The organism is Burkholderia sp. 22088 (assembly GCF_052045915.1).
Classification (GTDB): Bacteria; Pseudomonadota; Gammaproteobacteria; order Burkholderiales; family Burkholderiaceae; genus Burkholderia; species Burkholderia cepacia.
The window spans coordinates 589,614-605,867 of record NZ_JBQEPY010000001.1; the positions used below are offsets into that span (position 1 = coordinate 589,614).

The window sequence follows — 16,254 nt, forward strand, 5'->3', positions numbered from 1 at the left end:
GGCCGGCGATCAGCCGAGTGCGGCCTGCATCGCGCGTTCGATGTCCGCGCGCAGGTCGGCTTCGTCTTCCAGGCCGACATAAAAACGCACCAGCGTGCCGCGATGCGGCCAGTCCGGACGCATCGACGCGACGTCGTAAGGCATCGCAAGGCTGCATGCGCCGCCCCAGCTCCAGCCGATCGCGAACAGTTCGAGCGACTCGACGAAGCGGTCGACCTGCTCCGCGCTGTAGCGTTCGTCGAACACCACCGAGAACAACCCGCCCGCGCCGGTGAAATCGCGCATGAACGACGCGTGCCCCGGGCAATCGGCCATCTGCGGATGCAATACCGACGCAATCTCCGGCCGCGCCTTCAGCCATTGCGCCAGCGCGAGCGCGCTCTTGCCGTGCGCGTCGAAGCGCACCTGCATGCTCGGCAGGCTGCGCAGCACGAGCGAGCAATCGTCGACCGACACGCCGATCCCGCAGCGCATCCGCGCGAGCTTCAGCTTCGCCTGCAGGTCGGCGCTCGCGGTGATCGTCGCGCCCATCAGCACGTCGCTGCCGCCCGACTGGTACTTGGTCAGCGCCTGCACCGAGATGTCGACGCCGTGCTCGAACGGCTTGAACGCGAGCCCGGCCGAAAAGGTGTTGTCGATCGCGGTGACGATGCCGCGCGCCTTCGCGGCTGCCGTGATCGCCTGCACGTCGGGCACTTCCATCGTCACCGAGCCGGGCGCCTCGATCCAGATCAGCCGCGTGTTCGGCTGGATCAGGTCGGCGATGCCGGCACCGACGAGCGGATCGTAGTAGCGCGCGGTGATGCCGAAATCCTTCGCGAGCCAGTTGCCGAAATCGGCGTTCGGCCCGTACACGTTGTGCGGAATCAGCACGTCGTCGCCGGCTTTCACGATCCCGAAATAGACGTTCATGATCGCCGCGAGGCCCGACGGCTGCAGCAGCGCATGCGTGCCGCCCTCGATCTCGGCAAGCCGCTGCGCGAGCGTGAGCGACGTCGGCGTCGAATGCAGCCCGTAGCGCCACTGGTTGTCGTTGTGCCAGACGAGCGCACGCATCGTCGCGAGATCGGGGAACACGACCGTCGACGCGCGCGCGACCGGCGGCACGAACGAACGGAAACCTTCCGGGATCACGTCGTCGGGTTGAACGATGCGGGTTTGCAGCGCGCGCTTGGGAGTGGATGCAGTCATGACAGGAAGCCGGGCACGAGGCCGTTCGGTTGCGGAATAAGTCGCCAGATTAGCCAAAATCGGCACGATTGGCCCGGTACAATGCGCGCCGCGCGCGCCGAGCCAGCGCGGGTTCAGTTGTCGGTGCGCAGGTTGACGACGCCGCCCACCGTCTCGATTTCCTGCACGCGGCCGTCGCGCACCTGCAGCGCCGCGCGCTTGCCCGGCGCGAGACGCAGCACGACGGGCTGCGGATCCGACTCGTCCGAATTCATCCGATCGGCCTTCAGGGTGCCCGTCGCGTCGAAGCGGCCGATCCACACGCCCGTGATGTTCGTGCCGTCGTTCGATTCCTCGATTTCAAGCGTGTCGCCGTCGCGATCGCCCGCGAGCAGTACGACCTCGCCCGTATCGGCGAACTGGTATTCGCCGTGCACGCCTTCCTCGTCCGTCTTCGGGCCGAGATGCACGACGATCGGGCGGTCGCCGAGCGTGCCTTCGTAGCGCGGCAGGCGGGCAAACTCCGGATTCGGCTTCAGCGGCCGCGCCGGTGCCGGTTCGTCCTGCTGCACGCCCGGCGCGACAGCCTGCGCCGCGACCACGCCCGGCATCGCCATGCCCGCCGCCAGCGCGCCCGCGACGACGAGCGCCCGTTGCCATTGCGAATATCGACCCACCTTGTGTTGCTCCTTGCTTCAGATTCGCTCGCAAATTGCGGCGATGCGCTGGCCGTCATACGAAGCCGCGGCCGGCGCGCGTATTGCGCATCAGCCTTGCATCAGGCGCTCCACCGCCTCGCGCTGCGGAATCGGCGCGACCGCGCCGTAGCCCGTCGTCGACAATGCCGCCGCGGCGTTCGCATAACGCGCCGCCGCGAACGGATCGTCGCCCGCGACGATCCGTGCGACGAAGGCACCGCCGAAGCAGTCGCCCGCGCCCGTCGCGTCGACGGCTTCGACCGCGAAGCCCGGCACGACGCGCCGCTCGTTCGGCGTCGCCACGTAGGCACCTTCCTTGCCGAGCTTCAGCGCAACGACCTGCGGCCCGTGTTCGAGCATCGCGTCGACGATCGCGTCGCGATCGTTCGCGCCCGTGATCGCCGTCACGTCGTCCCAGCTGGGCAGGCAGATATCCGTCTGGCGCAGCGCCTCGCGCATCACCGCGCGGGCGCGCGGCAGCGGCCACAGCTTCAGGCGCAGGTTCGTGTCGAAGCTGACCTTCGCACCGTTGCGGCGTGCGTGGTCGATCGCCGCGAACGCGGCGTCGCACGCAGCCGTGCTGATCGCGAGGCTGATGCCCGACAGGTGCACCGCCTTCGCGGCGGCCAGTGCGTCGAGCGGCAGGTCGCCCGCCGCATAGCGGCTCGCCGCCGAGCCCGCGCGCAGATAGTCGAACTGGTGGCCGTCGGCGCCGTGCGTGACGAAATACACGCCGGTCGGCGCCGTGCGATCGATCCGCACGTACGTCGTGTCGACGCATTCCGCGCGCCACATGTCGGCCAGCAGCCGGCCGAACGGATCGTCGCCGATCGCCGATACGAAGCCCGTCGACGCGCCCTGGCGCGCCGCCGCGATGCAGAAGTTCGACGTGTCGCCGCCGAAGCCCTGCAGGAATTCAGGCCGGCCCGGCTGCGACTGGTTGAATTCGATCATCGCTTCGCCGAGCGCGAGGATCTCCGGGAATACGGCGGCCACCGCTTACACCTCGCCCCACAGATCGTGGCCGTCGGCGCCCGTGATCTTCACGGACACGAAATCGCCGACCTTGTAGCGCTTCGAGGCCTTCGCCGCCGGCTCGACATAGACGACGCCGTCGATCTCCGGCGCATCGGCCGCCGTGCGGCCGATCCCGCCTTCCTCGCTGACTTCGTCGATCAGCACCTTGAGGGTCTTGCCGACCTTGCGCTGAATGCGGTTCGCCGACACTTCCTCGGCGACTTCCATGAAGCGTGCGCGACGCTCCTCGCGAACCTCATCCGGCAGCGCGCCGTCGAGTTCGTTTGCCGTCGCGCCTTCGACCGGCGAATACGCGAAGCAGCCGACGCGATCGAGTTCCGCCTCGCGGATGAAGTCGAGCAGCGTTTCGAACTGCTCTTCCGTCTCGCCGGGGAAGCCCGCGATGAACGTGCTGCGGATCGTCAGGTCCGGGCAGATCTCGCGCCACTTCTGCACGCGCTCGAGCACCTTCTCGGCGTTCGCCGGACGCTTCATGCGCTTCAGCACTTCCGGATGCGCGTGCTGGAACGGCACGTCGAGATACGGCAGCACGTGGCCCTTGAACGGACCTTCGGCCATCAGCGGAATCACTTCGTCGACGCTCGGGTACGGGTACACGTAGTGCAGGCGCACCCATGCACCGTACTGTGCCGCGAGTTCGCCGAGCGCGGCGACCAGATCGGTCATGCGCGTCTTGATCGGCTTGCCGTTCCAGAAGCCCGTGCGGTACTTCACGTCGACGCCGTACGCGCTCGTGTCCTGCGAGATCACGAGCAGTTCCTTCACGCCCGACTTGAAGAGGTTCTCGGCTTCCAGCATCACTTCGGCGACCGGGCGCGACACGAGGTCGCCGCGCATCGACGGGATGATGCAGAACGTGCAGCGGTGGTTGCAGCCTTCGGAGATCTTCAGGTACGCGTAGTGGCGCGGCGTGAGCTTGATGCCGGCCGCCGGCACGAGGTCGGTGAACGGGTCGTGCGGCTTCGGCAGATGCGAATGCACGGCCTGCATCACTTCGCCCACCGCGTGCGGGCCGGTGACGGCGAGCACCTTCGGATGGACCTCCTCGATCAGGTTCGAGCCGCTAGCGCTCGACTTCGCGCCGAGACAGCCGGTGACGATCACCTTGCCGTTCTCGGTCAGCGCTTCGCCGATCGCGTCGAGGCTTTCCTGCACGGCTTCGTCGATGAAGCCGCAGGTGTTCACGACGACGAGGTCGGCGCCGTCGTAGGTGCCGGAGATTTCATAACCTTCGGCACGCAGTTGCGTGATGATCTGTTCGGAATCGACGAGGGCTTTCGGGCAACCAAGCGAAACGAACCCTACTTTGGGGGATTGGGACATCTGGAATGTGGGGGCGTGGCAGCAAAAGCGTGAGTTTACAGCGATTTATGGGTCAGCAGCCTAAAAGGAGCGGCTGGAGACGGCGCAGGCTTTCAACTCGGATACGCCGTGCGGCGGCCGGCCGTGCGCAAGATCGAGCTTGATGCGACCCTTTCACTACGTGACAAAGGGTCTTCCGCTTACCATCGGCGATGTCTGGAAGGGGCACTCGACGTGTTCGTGCAGGCGGATGCAGGACGGCCTGCGCTGATTGTCGGGGGGCCTGAGCCGCCAGAGTCGAGCCGACACTTGTTTCGTCGTTGGCGCAGCAACCCACGTCGATCGCGAATACCGGGATAACGGTCAACGCGGCCGGCGACAGCCTCGCGGCGAAAGAACGCAACACCGTTCTGCCGGTGTGCGCTCCGTACATCAGGCATCAGCGTGCAGACGAGGAGTTCGGAGGGGACCGGTTGGACGCTTTGCTGTTCGTTGCCGAGCCGAACACGAGAATGACGCCGTCCTTACAAGATGCGAAATCCCGGGTTTCGACCCTCGATCGATAAGCCGCTGGCGTCCTGCGGACCTGAGGTTCGAGATGCCCCCTTACCTGTCGATCACTGATTGTCGTCGTTCATCCATACTCGTTGCCTACGCTATCGCAGCGGTAATCCATCTCCGATAGACATCACAGACGGCACCCCCACGTCGCGATCGCTTGCACCGCTTGCTTTCACTCCACTAGCCACCCAGTCTCGCCCTCGACCAAGGTGCCACCATGGCTGGTGGTGTCGCCCTGACGCGCCGCCGGCCGGCCTTCGATCTCCGTGCCGGGCGAGCCGGTTTGAATCTCCGCACCGCAACTGATGCGATCGCCGACGCGCGCGATTGCTCGGCCGTTAATGGCAGCGGACTCGGCGCCGCTGACAACGGTTCCGTCGCCGTGGATGGGACAGCTGTGTCGGTGACCGACGAGTACGATAGGTCGCATATCAAGCTCCTTATGTTTTGTACTACTTTTGAATATCCTGGCGCTTACTAGCGAGCAAGCGAAGACCATCGAAGATGTCGATCGCCAAGGCAGGTAACGAGGCCAGGGCGAGCTTCATAGTCACAACGGTGATGGCGAGGCCCACGCAACTGATCACGGTCAGTGCGCCGAGCACCTTGGCCAGCCTCGTGCCGTGGAAATGGCTCTGCTTGATCGGTACCGTTGGGTGGTGCGACCGCCACGTCGCCATGGCGGGTTCAAGCGCCGCCTGGAATGCCTTGTAGCCGGGTGTCTTGCGGTTACCGAGCAACACGAGCGTTGGCTGCTTCCGGCGCGTGAGTCGGATCAGTCCATCCAAGGTATCTGCGGTGATACTGTCAAAGGTAACGGTTCCATAGCGCTTGAAGACCAAGGCATCGGGTGTGATGTGCACCACGTCTTTGGCAGGCGGGTACACCACGTGGGCCAAGATCAACGGGGTGACGATGCAGACGACTGTCAGCACCGCGATGGCAAGAAGAGGTCCGGCGGTGGGCAATGGGAAGAGCACGAACATCGACACGACTAGCAGTGGAGAAAATAGCGCCGTCAACGGAGCGGGCTGATGCCACCGGGTGTAGATAACCACGTTAGGTAGGTCATTGACTCCGTTGATCGCCATTTCGAGGCTGGAGTTGGTCATGCGAGCGCACTCCAGAAAATAGTTGATCGGCCGCTTCGAAACCGATGGGCCTCCGCTCAGGCGCTTTGCGCACCTGGCCAAAGTCGATGGCGGGATTAGCGCTGGCGAGCTCCACCTGCAACAGGAAGGTCTCGGACAAGCCTTCGTGCAGGGTGAACTCCACCACTTCGAACGACTCGTCACCAGCGGTGAAGGTAAAGCGCAGGACGGATTGCGTGGGCATGGTCGCTCCCGTGGCCTGGGTTACGGTTTGAGGATGTGATCCAGCGATTGCAGGACCTGGTCGGTGGTGGCACCTAGCCTGATCGAGAAGAACAGGTAGGCGCCAACCAGTACGACCAATGCGATGGCCCAGGGTGTCCAGAGGGGCATCTGGCGCTTGAGCCGGTAGCGATGCGTAGCGACGGTCGGCGCGTCGGTGAGGCGCTCGGGAGCATCGCCACGCAGCGGCCGCAGGATGCGATGGAGCTTGACGATGATGGCGTTGAGCGTGTCCTGCTGGTTGTGCTGCTGACCGTATTTGCCCTGGAAACCCAGGCAAAGGCAGAGGTATTTGAATTCCAGGACGTGATGGTACTTCTCCGGCTCCATCTGCATGCGCGCGAGCACGGTGAAGAATTTTTCGCCGCCCCAGGTTTCGTTGTGGTGGTAGCTGAGCAGCGAGCGTTCGCGCCAGAGCGAGCTGTGGCCCCAAGGAGTGGCCATGACAGCTTCGTCGATGAACGCGCACAGCGCGTAGCGGTAGGCCAACTGGGTGGCGCCGTCGTAGCCGAGCTGGCGCACCTCCTCGGACAGCGCGGTGATCTGGTCGCGCACGTTGGCGTAGAGCCTGGGGATGTCGTCGCAGCGGTCAAGGCGGCGCAGGCGAATGACCAGCCCCAGCAGCGGCTGCGCGGCATCCACTAGAGGGTTGAGGCTGTGGCCGCGTAGCTGAAATTGCAGGTCGTCGTCGTAGTCGATGTGGTGCACCGAGTCGAACAGCATGCGGTCCTTGTCGCCCATCGGGGAGACAGGCGGTGTGCGCAGGAAGTCGCCCGACGCGGCTCCCGGTGGATACGGCGCCGTTTGCTGTGCCCGCAGTCGCGGCTCGCGATCAATCCTGTCGTTGCCGATGTCGACGGTGGTGTTCATGTCATTGACTCCGAATGGCCCAGAACTGGAGTTCCAGTTCCGGGAAGTCGCCGGTGATGTGGAAGCCGAAACCGTTGGCGCCCTTCTGCATCAACTTCTGCCAATTCGGATGCGTGCGATCGAGCTGGAAGTAGGTGAAGCCGGCATGGAACGGCAGGTGGCGCGGCGCCACTGGCAGCGGGCTGAGTGGAATGCCGGGCAGTTGCAGACGGATGAGGTCGAGCAGCGTCTGCTGGGAAGCGACCTTGGCCTGTTGCAGGAAGAGCTGGCGCAGCTGGTCCAGCGGCATGCGCGCGCGCACGGCGAGAATGAATTCCGCGCTTTGCATGAGGCTGGAGTCGTTGACCTGGGCGGTAAGCACGCCATGGCGCTCCTTGACCAACGGCAGGGACACGGCGCGCGGTTGCAGCACGGTGCTGAGCACGCGGCGCAGGGTTTCCTGCAGCAAGTGGAAGGTGGCCTGCGGGTTGTCGTGCTGGTAGGCCGGAAACTCCGGCGGTACGCGCGCCTCGTCGGTAAAGGTGACGAGTTCGCCGCAGGCCTGGCCGCACGCGAGGTAGGCGTCGAGCGGATGCACGTCGCTGTCGCGTGCCAAATGCCGGAACAGGTGCTGCCAACGATTGAGCGCTTGCAGCAGGTTGAAGTCGGTGACGTCGGCGACGCCGGCCTGGCCAGGCGAGCCGATGCGCTCGGCGATGCTCTTGGCGCGCTCGTGCGCCAGCGCGGCGATTTCTTCCATGAAATGCGCGAGCTGGCTGATGGCTCGCAGGTGCAAGCCGGTGATGTGGAAGCCGCTATCCATCAGCAAGCTGCCATCGGGACGCCGGTCAAGAATGCGGCCGATGGCCAGCCCGGTGAAGGCACTACGGTCGTCCCGTTCCAGCGCCAGTTGCAGGTTGGGTACAGCCATGGCCACGGCGACATGGTTGCCCTGGTGGCTGTGGGTATCGCGCACGTCTTCGCTGCGCGCTACGTAGCGTGCATTGGCGTAGGTGTCCGGCCAGCGGATTTCGGCCATGCCGTCGGAACGCAGCGGCAGCGTGAGATAGACGGTCTGGTTGGCGGCCGTGGCATCGCTGATGTCTAGCGGCTCCGGCGGCGGCTGGTCGTGCGGGATGTCGAAGGCGGTGCCGTCGGGCAGGATGCCGCGCGCACGCACGATCGCGATCTTGCCAATGGCGAGGAAGTCCTGGTTCAACACCAGCTCGGCGAAACCGTAGCCGTATTTACGCCCCAAACGGACGTTGACGTAGTGCTCGAGGTAGCGACTGGTTTGTTGGAAATGCTGGGGCTTGACGAAGAGCCCTTCGTTCCATGCAACGGGATTGCGGGTGGTCATGGTTGCTTGCTCGTTTGGATGGCTGCCTCGCGAGAAGATCCGCGGAACAGCTGCTGCGGACGAGAGGCCGGTTTGCGCAACAGGTCCGGCGCGCTATCGGTCGGCTCGCGCAACACGCCCAGCGCGCCGCGAACGGGTTTGCGTTGCGGATCCCGCGCGCCGCGGGCGGGTTCGCGCAACGGATCCGGCGCGCGATAGGCCTCGTTGGTAATGGTGACGCGGGTGTCTTGCAGGGTGACCAGCAAGGCGTATTTGCGCCCGCGCGGTTCGAGCCGGAATACGTCGTATCGGCGGGTCGCATTGACATCGTGGAAGGCAGCTACGACGGCCACGTAGCGGGCCTTGTCTTCGATGGGACTGAATTCGATGAACTTGAACTGGCCTGGCGCGAGGGTGTAGTCGTCCGCGGCAATGAAGGTGCTGCCCAGCGCCTTCTTGGGATTCTGGCTGACGAGGTCGAGGTCGGCGTTTTCCAGCATGCTGTCGTCCTTGAGTTGGAGCACCTGGAAGGCGACCGGGGTGGCGGCGGCGCTGGACGCTGGCGCTGGTGACTCTGGCGACGGTGCACTGGCTGTGGCCAGACTGTCGCCCTTGCGGTACTGGCCCAGGTTTGACGCGACGCCGGGCGCGTCCGCTAGCGACGGGCTACGGCGAAGCTGCCCATCCGGCGGCAAGGGTGGCTTGCCGCTGAGCGTGGCGGTGAGGGAATTCGGAAGCTGGCGCCCTGTGCCATGCGACGGCAGCGGCACCACACCCTCCTCGCCCTGCAAATGGTCCAGCAAGGCGCGCAAGCCGCTGATGAGTTCGCCCTTGGTGGCGCCGTTGAAGCTGACGGAATACGGCCCCTCCCCGATCAGCTTCTCCTCGGTCGGTTCATCGACCACGGCGGCGCTGTCGGCGGCCGATGCGCTGACCGGGTTGGGATTGACGTAGGCGCTGGCGTACAGGCTGAGGGCGATCTGGGTGGGCTGGTCGTCGGGCGCGCCCACCGGGATGGACGGGTCCATCAAGACCCGGCCCGTCTTCTTGAACACGTTGCCCACGGTGCTGCAGCCGGCGAGCAGCATGCCGGCGAGCAGAAGCGCGAGGCTTCGCTTCATGGTGCCTCCGCACGCAAGGCCTGGTCGTAGGCTTGATCGAAGACCTCCCAAAACAATTTGTCGAAACCCTGCTGGCGTCCAGAGATCAACTCGTCGTAGTAGTGCCCATACATTTGCCACGCCCAACCATCGCTGTTCGCCTGGCCACTCTGCGGCGGGCGATAACGGGTAAAGCGCCGTTGTAACTGCTCCGGAGAGAAGGCTTGCAGCAGCGCGCTGAGACCGGCGGTGATGGCCTGATGGGTGGCCCGCTGCTGGCGATGGATCTGCTCCAGCGATTCCTCGATCGCTGCCGCGGGCGACAGATGCACGACACTGCGGTCGGCGGCGAACATGGCGCGGACGGTGTTCGGGTAGCTTTGACCCAGACGCAGCGGATTGTCTTCGATGGGCTGCAAGGTGCGCTGTCGCTGTCCGGGCGCGCCGCCGTGCAAAGCGCTCAGGCCGCCGATGGCCGCACTGAGGCTGCGGCCTGCCTCGTAGAGCAGCGCGTAGGTTGTTTGCGCATCCAGCGCCCCCACTGGTGCGCCGAGCCCTTCGATCAGCGGATTGACCAGGGCGGCCGGATCGTGGCCGTTCGCTTGCTGTGCACGCAGCCACTCGCGAGCGGCGGGGTTATGGCTGTCGGGCTCCGACATGATGGTGTCTCCTGATGCATGGATGGGCTTGCCGTGAACGGCTTCCTGCGCCGTGGCGGCAAGGTCGGCCTGGGCCGCCAGCGGCGACAGTCCGTAGTGGTGGGGATCGAGCGGATCTAACGAGGCGCGCGCGGCGGCGCCCCCGCTCCACTGGGCCGCGAGATCCAGCGCGTGCAACGGGTCGAGCTGGCCTTGCGGCCTTGTCGGCTCGCTCAAGGCCTGGAAAGCGGCCCAGCCGGGATTCGGCTCAACGGGGTGCGGCCCCTCGGATGCCGCGGCTGGCAAGCCGTCCAGGTAGTCGTCGGGCAACTGCATCAACTCCTCGACGTCGTGCTGAGCCAGCGCGCGCGACGGATCCGGCAACGCGTGCTGCTCCTCGTCCACGTGCACCGTGAGGCGGTACGGCCCGACGTGCAGGGTGTCCGCGTCGCGCAAGCGCGCGCTGGCGTGCAGGCCTAGGGGGCGGGTCTGCTCGTTCAGCCGGGTGTGGCCGCTGCGATCGATGACGATATAGCCGCCATCTTCGAAGCGGATTTCGCAGTGTTGAGGCTGCACCCAGCCGGCGCGGTCGTGCAGCAGCCAACTTGCACCCTGCGAGCCTATGGTGCCGCCGGCGGGGTCGAAGCTGTAGCGCGGTGCCGTGCCTTGCTGCAAGGCATCCGGGTTGGCGACGACCAAGGCCAGGCGGGGTTCCGTGGATACCGTATTCATGCGCGCACCGTCAGTTGAACGCGAGGCGGCCGGCGCAATGCAGGCTGCTCCAGAAAACTGGTCCAGCCCAATTCGGTGCCGACATCGCCCGAGAGGTTGAAGGAAGGGATTTCGTTTTCGCGCAGCGCCAGTTCGAGGTCGCACGGGGTTTGGTCGCGCAACAGGAAGGCGACCAGTAGCCGCAAACGCTCGAAGTTCTCGCCGTGCGGAAGAAATTCGCGGAACCGCTGCTGGCTGAGGTTGGCGATGACGATGGTGAATTTGGCGTGGCGCGTGCGCACGCTGTCGCCCACGCGGAAGCTCTCGCCGAGCTGGCCATTGAGGCAACCAAGCTGGACGCGATCGCCCGGGTCAATGTCGGCGTGGCGCAGTTCGAAATCGCGGATGTCGACGTCCTTGAGGTCGAAGCAGTGCGCAATCAGCCCGGCGACCATCGCGGGCGAACGGCTACGATGCACCACGGCGCCGGCGAAACTGAGCAGGCGGCTCCAGGCAATGGGCGTGTCGCCGCGGATGGCGGTGTTCTCCAGACCGATCAGCGCGAACAGGCGTTGCGAGAGCGGGTCACTGGCGCCGGGACGGAAGCGGATGTAGTGCCGGTACTTGCGCCAGGCCTGGTGCAGCAGTGTCAGCAGGCGGTGATGGAATACGTCGAAGAACGCCGGACGGATGCCGATGCCCTGCCCGGCCTCGTATGCCAGTCGCTCCACGTAATAGGACGGCAACGGTGAGTCAGGGCCGTGCATGCCGAAGAATGTCGCCTGTACTTCGTACTGATGCGGCTCGCCGTGCGCCAGGCGTCGTGCCAGCGACACGTCCGAGGCCGGGAAGCCCATGCCGGCATAGTTGCTCAGCTTGATGCGCTGACGTTCGGGATCGTCGCTTTCGGGCGATTCGAGGTCGTCGCCGTGCAACGCATGCAGCCGCTCCAGCAGCAAGAAGAAGTCGTGGTTCCTGGCGCCCGCCAGCAGCTTTTCAGTCAAATCAGGGCTTGGGTTCCGCTGCGCATGGGCCATGCGTAGTGCTCCTGATTGGTGGTGTTGATCGCCTCCAGCACATGGAAGGAGGAAATACTGCTGTACAGCGCGAGGAAGTGGCTCAGCACCGTGCCGAACAGGTAGAGATCGCCTTCGCAGGCAAACCCCGCCTGATCGAGCTTGACCATGCTGCGGATGCCTCGAATCGGCAGCGCCTGGAACATGCGGTCGACCGGCGTAGTAACGACTTCCAGCAATGCATCCAGACGCTTCTGCATGGCGCGGCGCCGCTGGATGTCGTGGTGAGCGGCGAAGTCGTACGCGCTGATGACGGCCTTCAACGGCTCGGCAGACAGCAGCGACAGATAGGTCGGCGACAGATTGGAGATGAGCCGCCACTGCAGGTTACCGTCCAGAACCGGCCGATACGACGGGGTGGGTGCCGTCAGGTTGCGACCGCTGACGAAGGTGGGGACGTCGTGTGTGGGGATGCACACGTCTCCCGCGCCCAGCGCCAGTGGTAGATCACGGTTGGTGCAGGTCAGCGACACCGAGACCGTCTCGTCGCGGCCGATGTAGTGGTGCTCGTCGCCACGCACGAACGACACGCGGTGCTCGACACCGGCAGCTGTGATCGACGGTTCGATGCGGGTGCGGTAGTAGAGCGTGGTGTAGCCGCGCTCGTAGTCGATCTGGTGGCGCAGCGACTCGAAGGGCTGGTAGGTACGCAGCCATTCGCCGGCCTTTCCGCTGCCCTCGCCCTTCCAGCCGTCGACACTGTCGATGCTGAAGATCTCGTAGGCGTCGGTCCGCTGCCCTGCCGGGCTCAGGCGATAGTCCACCGCTTTGCCGGTCAGCCGGACGGGCTCGCCCTCGTGTTCGAACAGGTTCACGGCCGGCGTGCAGTAAAGCGCCAGGTCACCCGTGCGAATGCGCACGTCCTCGGGCATGGGCCGGGTGAAAACGAATTCTAGGCGGATCTGCCCAATCTGCTCGGTGGGCCAAAGCGAACGCAGCCCGCGGATACCGAAGAAGAAGAACCGCCTCGGGAACAGGAAGTACTCCTGCAAAATACGGTAACCGTCCAGTGCATTCTTCGGGTACGGCAGCAGCGCCTGATCGGGGGCGAAGCCGTGGAACAGCACCTGGCTGGCAGGGATGTGACGCACCTGCCCCGCGACCTCCATGCGGATTTCGCCGAGGTACTCGGCCAGCCACAGGTAAAGCGTCATGGCGGTGTAGTCGCTACCGCTCAGGTAGAAATCGAGCTGGTCGCAATCGTAGGTACTGGGCGGGCTTTGGCTGAGCGTGGACAGGTCCACACGCACTGTCGATTTCTCCAGCGAGTGCGCATCGCTGACCTGATCAATCCGCAAGGGATAGATGGCCAAGTCCGCGCAGGTGCGGAACTCGCAGGAAATGCCGTCTACCTCGCGAGCGCGCATGCGCGTCCCCTTGGGGACCACATGTCGCTCCGTAATGGTGCGGTCCATCGGCAGGAACTGCATGATGGTGGCGCTGGGCAACGGACGCAGGTAGTTCGGCCACAGCAATTGCAGCAACGGGTGGGTCAGCTCCGGGAAGTCGTCATCGATCTTCAGGCGCAGCTTGGCTGTGAGGAAGGCAAAGCCTTCCATCAGCCGTTCCACATCGGGATCGGTGGCTTCCTCCCCCAGGTATCGCGCGAGCTGCGGATTGTTGCGCGCGAACACCTGGCCGAGGCGGCGCATATAGTCCAGTTCTTCGCGGAACTTTCTCTTCAGTGGCATCAGCCCTCCTGGCTGGGTGCTAGATCACGTGGACCCAGCGCTCCCGGTGCTGGACGAGCAGATCGATCTCCACGTCCTCCGTGCTGTCGTTGACTGGCACCAGACAGTGCAAACGGAAATGCAGCGGGCCCGTCTGACTCTGCGCAGTGACGGGGTGAACGTTCAGCACCTGCACGCGAGGTTCGTAGGCCACTACCGCAGTGCGCACGTCCTGGCATACCTGATGGCGCAAGTCCATCTGGCTGGCCGCGGCGTCGTTCAGATCCCCAAGGCCGAAGCCAGGGCAGCTTTGCGAGCTGCCCTGGCGGCTATTGAGAATGCGCTCGAGGTGGTCCTTGATGGCACCGATGCGCTCCGACGCCAGCGCCTGCCGCGTGCGCATACGGCGCGGCGGCAGGTCTGGATCAAGCCGTTCGAACAGGCTGCCCTGGCCGAGGGAACGCGGCATGGGTCATGCCCTCCGTCATTCCTTGTCGAGCCGACCGACCAGCGACAGGTCGAAGCTCGCGCCCATGTACTTGAAGTGCGGGCGCAACGACAGGGAAATCTGGTACCAGCCGGGGTTGCCCGTCGCGTCCTGCACGACGACCTTGGCGGCACGCAACGGACGGCGGCTGCGCACGTCGGCGGAGGGGCTTTCCTGGTCCGCAATGTACTGACGCAGCCAGTTGTTGAGTTCGCGCTCCAGGTCCTGGCGTTCTTTCCAGCTGCCGATTTGTTCGCGCTGCAGCACCTTGATGTAGTGCGCCAGACGGTTGACGATGAACATGTACGGCAGTTGCGTGCCGAGCATGTAGTTGGTCTGCGCGGCCTGCCCCTCCGGCGTGCTCTGGAAGACCTTGGGTTTCTGCACCGAGTTCGCCGAAAAGAAGGCAGCGTTGTCGCTGTCCTTGCGCATCGCGAGCGGAATGAAGCCCTCCGCCGACAACTCGAACTCCTTCCGGTCCGAAATCAGCACTTCGGTCGGAATCTTCGCCTGAAGCTGGCCAAGCGACTCGTACAGGTGCACAGGCAGATCATCCACAGTGCCACCCGATTGCGGACCGATGATGTTCGGGCACCAGCGGTACTTCGCAAAGCTGTCCGTGATGCGGTTGGCCATCAGAAAGGCCGTGTTACCCCACAGGTAGTTGTCGTGCTGGCCGTCGATGGTTTCGCGATAGGCAAAGCTGCGAACCGGATTCTCCAGCGGGTCGTACGGCTGACGCAGCAGGAAACGCGGCATGGTCAGGCCAAGGTAGCGCGCATCTTCCGATTCGCGCAGGCCGCGCCATTTGGCATGCCGCGGGCCTTCGAAGATATCCTTGACCTCTTTGAGGTTGGGGATGTCCTGGAAGGAGTCCAGATTAAGCATCTCGGGACCGGCCGCGGCGAGGAACGGTGCGTGCGCCATGGCGCCAATCGCAGCGACGTAGTTGAGCAGCTTGATGTCGGGTGCCGAGGGGCCGAAGGTATAGTTGCCGACGATGCAGCCAATGGGCTTGCCGCCGAACTGGCCGTAACCCGCGGTATAGATGAGCTTGTAGACATTACTGCGCGTGATATCCACTGCGCTCTCGAAGTCTTCCAGCAGTTCATCCTTAGTGACGTGAAGTACATCGATGAAGATGTTTTCGCGGAAGTCGGTGCCGGCCACCAGTCGATGGAGTCCGCGCCAGGCCGACTCCAGCTCCTGCAGGGCTGGCTGATGGAGAATCACGTCCATCTGCCTGCCGAGCTTGGCGTCGATCTGGGAAATCATCTGGTCAACCAGTTGCTTGTTGACCGGCTGTTCGCGTGCATCGGTCTTGAGCATCTCGGCAATGAAGGCAGCCACGCCGCGCTCGGCGACGGCATAACCTTCCTGGGCAGGCTGCAGGCGGGTCTGCGCCATGATCTGGGCCAGCAGGCCCTCCTGCGGCAACGCGTCCTGCTTTTGGGCAGCAGTGGTTTGTGCTTGTGTCATTGTTATGTCCTTTGCAAACGGGAAGAGGAACAGCGCGGCATCAGGCCTTGCCGGGTTCCAGCAACTGTTCCAGCTCCTTGGCGAGCTTGCCGCGGGAGGCTTCATCACCGAGCAGAGCCTGCAACTGCTTGCGGAAGGCCGGGATATTGCCCATCGGCCCCTTGAGCGCCACCAGCGCCTCGCGCAGTTCGAGCAGCTTGCGTAGCTCCGGCACCTGGCGGGCGATGGCATCGGGACTGAAGTCCTCGATGGCGCCGAACTTCAGGTGGACCGGCAAGGTGTCGTTCTCGCCCCCCTCTTCCAGTACGGCCGGCGCATCCATCGTCAGCCCCAGGCCAAATTCGGACATCACGCTGTTGAAGTTGTCCTTGTTAATGCTGACGGCGGTACGGTCTTCGAGTGCAACCTCGTCCTCACGCCCCTTGAAGTCGCCCGTCACCAACAATTTCAGCGGCAATTCGACTTCCTCCTGCTCGCCGCCCGTTGCCGGAACGTAGCGAATGTTGATGCGTTCCTTCGGTGCGACCGATCCTTGCTTTGCCATGAGCCACTCCCATTCGAATTGAAGTCTTTGCAGCGCGAGATTCGATAAACCCCGGCGCATAGCGCACTAAGGTGTATGCAGTGCAAGCGAAAGCGTGCCGGCCGAGCCAAGCCCCGCCGAACTAACACCATCTGTGGCATGCCGCAAAATCGCTTTCCGCTCGCAAACGACGAGGCTAGACGTTAATGGCAATTAATGAAATCAGACATGTCTTATTTT

General features: G+C 64.4%; 16 protein-coding genes. All 16 read right to left on the reverse strand.

Annotated features, from left to right (window positions below; genetic code table 11):
* Positions 1 to 9 precede the first annotated feature (9 nt).
* Positions 10 to 1,191 carry a cystathionine beta-lyase gene (locus tag ACTJLD_RS02910; RefSeq protein ID WP_060357956.1) on the reverse strand — a complete coding sequence of 394 codons (1,182 nt, stop codon included), beginning with the start codon at positions 1,189 to 1,191 and terminating at the stop codon, positions 10 to 12.
* 113 nt (positions 1,192 to 1,304) lie between these two features.
* Positions 1,305 to 1,847 carry a hypothetical protein gene (locus tag ACTJLD_RS02915; RefSeq protein WP_059675871.1) on the reverse strand — a complete coding sequence of 181 codons (543 nt, stop codon included), beginning with the start codon at positions 1,845 to 1,847 and terminating at the stop codon, positions 1,305 to 1,307.
* 90 nt (positions 1,848 to 1,937) lie between these two features.
* On the reverse strand, positions 1,938 to 2,864 hold the full coding sequence (locus ACTJLD_RS02920) for a sugar kinase (RefSeq protein WP_119337126.1): 927 nt from the start codon (positions 2,862 to 2,864) through the stop codon (positions 1,938 to 1,940).
* 3 nt (positions 2,865 to 2,867) lie between these two features.
* Positions 2,868 to 4,229, reverse strand: coding sequence for a 30S ribosomal protein S12 methylthiotransferase RimO (rimO, locus tag ACTJLD_RS02925; protein WP_027787268.1), 1,362 nt, complete (start codon positions 4,227 to 4,229; stop codon positions 2,868 to 2,870).
* A gap of 712 nt (positions 4,230 to 4,941) precedes the next feature.
* A complete protein-coding gene (locus ACTJLD_RS02930) occupies positions 4,942 to 5,199 on the reverse strand; it encodes a PAAR domain-containing protein (protein WP_059696608.1) in 258 nt (85 codons plus the stop codon).
* A gap of 22 nt (positions 5,200 to 5,221) precedes the next feature.
* On the reverse strand, positions 5,222 to 5,881 hold the full coding sequence (locus ACTJLD_RS02935; protein ID WP_440657934.1) for a hypothetical protein: 660 nt from the start codon (positions 5,879 to 5,881) through the stop codon (positions 5,222 to 5,224).
* Complete coding sequence (locus ACTJLD_RS02940) at positions 5,838 to 6,104, reverse strand: hypothetical protein (protein ID WP_059696604.1); 267 nt, start codon at positions 6,102 to 6,104, stop codon at positions 5,838 to 5,840. The genes ACTJLD_RS02935 and ACTJLD_RS02940 overlap by 44 nt, the downstream gene beginning before the upstream one ends.
* A 20-nt stretch (positions 6,105 to 6,124) precedes the next feature.
* Complete coding sequence (icmH, locus tag ACTJLD_RS02945) at positions 6,125 to 7,012, reverse strand: type IVB secretion system protein IcmH/DotU (RefSeq protein ID WP_222214219.1); 888 nt, start codon at positions 7,010 to 7,012, stop codon at positions 6,125 to 6,127.
* Between the two features lies 1 nt (position 7,013).
* On the reverse strand, positions 7,014 to 8,351 hold the full coding sequence (gene tssK, locus ACTJLD_RS02950) for a type VI secretion system baseplate subunit TssK (protein WP_440657936.1): 1,338 nt from the start codon (positions 8,349 to 8,351) through the stop codon (positions 7,014 to 7,016).
* Positions 8,348 to 9,451: a type VI secretion system lipoprotein TssJ gene (gene tssJ / locus ACTJLD_RS02955; RefSeq protein WP_440657937.1), complete on the reverse strand. Its 1,104-nt coding sequence runs from the start codon at positions 9,449 to 9,451 to the stop codon at positions 8,348 to 8,350. Before tssJ ends, tssK begins: the two co-directional genes overlap by 4 nt.
* Positions 9,448 to 10,800: a type VI secretion system-associated FHA domain protein TagH gene (gene tagH / locus ACTJLD_RS02960; protein WP_440657938.1), complete on the reverse strand. Its 1,353-nt coding sequence runs from the start codon at positions 10,798 to 10,800 to the stop codon at positions 9,448 to 9,450. Before tagH ends, tssJ begins: the two co-directional genes overlap by 4 nt.
* Positions 10,797 to 11,816 carry a type VI secretion system baseplate subunit TssG gene (gene tssG / locus ACTJLD_RS02965; RefSeq protein WP_060084964.1) on the reverse strand — a complete coding sequence of 340 codons (1,020 nt, stop codon included), beginning with the start codon at positions 11,814 to 11,816 and terminating at the stop codon, positions 10,797 to 10,799. Before tssG ends, tagH begins: the two co-directional genes overlap by 4 nt.
* Positions 11,780 to 13,546: a type VI secretion system baseplate subunit TssF gene (gene tssF, locus ACTJLD_RS02970; protein ID WP_440657939.1), complete on the reverse strand. Its 1,767-nt coding sequence runs from the start codon at positions 13,544 to 13,546 to the stop codon at positions 11,780 to 11,782. Before tssF ends, tssG begins: the two co-directional genes overlap by 37 nt.
* A 19-nt stretch (positions 13,547 to 13,565) precedes the next feature.
* Positions 13,566 to 13,994 (reverse strand): type VI secretion system baseplate subunit TssE, encoded by a 429-nt coding sequence (gene tssE / locus ACTJLD_RS02975; RefSeq protein WP_059696590.1) that lies wholly within the window; start codon positions 13,992 to 13,994, stop codon positions 13,566 to 13,568.
* 15 nt (positions 13,995 to 14,009) lie between these two features.
* Positions 14,010 to 15,491: a type VI secretion system contractile sheath large subunit gene (tssC, locus tag ACTJLD_RS02980; RefSeq protein ID WP_060084967.1), complete on the reverse strand. Its 1,482-nt coding sequence runs from the start codon at positions 15,489 to 15,491 to the stop codon at positions 14,010 to 14,012.
* A 40-nt stretch (positions 15,492 to 15,531) separates the two neighbouring features.
* On the reverse strand, positions 15,532 to 16,035 hold the full coding sequence (tssB, locus tag ACTJLD_RS02985) for a type VI secretion system contractile sheath small subunit (protein ID WP_059696586.1): 504 nt from the start codon (positions 16,033 to 16,035) through the stop codon (positions 15,532 to 15,534).
* Positions 16,036 to 16,254 lie beyond the last annotated feature (219 nt).

Coding starts and splice junctions, on each gene's coding strand:
- tagH (WP_440657938.1), bottom strand. CDS start 10,800: ATGAATACGGTATCCACGGAACCCCGCCTGGCCTTGGTCGTCGCCAAC.
- rimO (WP_027787268.1), bottom strand. CDS start 4,229: ATGTCCCAATCCCCCAAAGTAGGGTTCGTTTCGCTTGGTTGCCCGAAA.
- ACTJLD_RS02935 (WP_440657934.1), bottom strand. CDS start 5,881: ATGACCAACTCCAGCCTCGAAATGGCGATCAACGGAGTCAATGACCTA.
- tssF (WP_440657939.1), bottom strand. CDS start 13,546: ATGCCACTGAAGAGAAAGTTCCGCGAAGAACTGGACTATATGCGCCGC.
- ACTJLD_RS02930 (WP_059696608.1), bottom strand. CDS start 5,199: ATGCGACCTATCGTACTCGTCGGTCACCGACACAGCTGTCCCATCCAC.
- tssJ (WP_440657937.1), bottom strand. CDS start 9,451: ATGAAGCGAAGCCTCGCGCTTCTGCTCGCCGGCATGCTGCTCGCCGGC.
- tssC (WP_060084967.1), bottom strand. CDS start 15,491: ATGACACAAGCACAAACCACTGCTGCCCAAAAGCAGGACGCGTTGCCG.
- ACTJLD_RS02940 (WP_059696604.1), bottom strand. CDS start 6,104: ATGCCCACGCAATCCGTCCTGCGCTTTACCTTCACCGCTGGTGACGAG.
- tssB (WP_059696586.1), bottom strand. CDS start 16,035: ATGGCAAAGCAAGGATCGGTCGCACCGAAGGAACGCATCAACATTCGC.
- tssG (WP_060084964.1), bottom strand. CDS start 11,816: ATGGCCCATGCGCAGCGGAACCCAAGCCCTGATTTGACTGAAAAGCTG.
- tssE (WP_059696590.1), bottom strand. CDS start 13,994: ATGCCGCGTTCCCTCGGCCAGGGCAGCCTGTTCGAACGGCTTGATCCA.
- ACTJLD_RS02910 (WP_060357956.1), bottom strand. CDS start 1,191: ATGACTGCATCCACTCCCAAGCGCGCGCTGCAAACCCGCATCGTTCAA.
- tssK (WP_440657936.1), bottom strand. CDS start 8,351: ATGACCACCCGCAATCCCGTTGCATGGAACGAAGGGCTCTTCGTCAAG.
- icmH (WP_222214219.1), bottom strand. CDS start 7,012: ATGAACACCACCGTCGACATCGGCAACGACAGGATTGATCGCGAGCCG.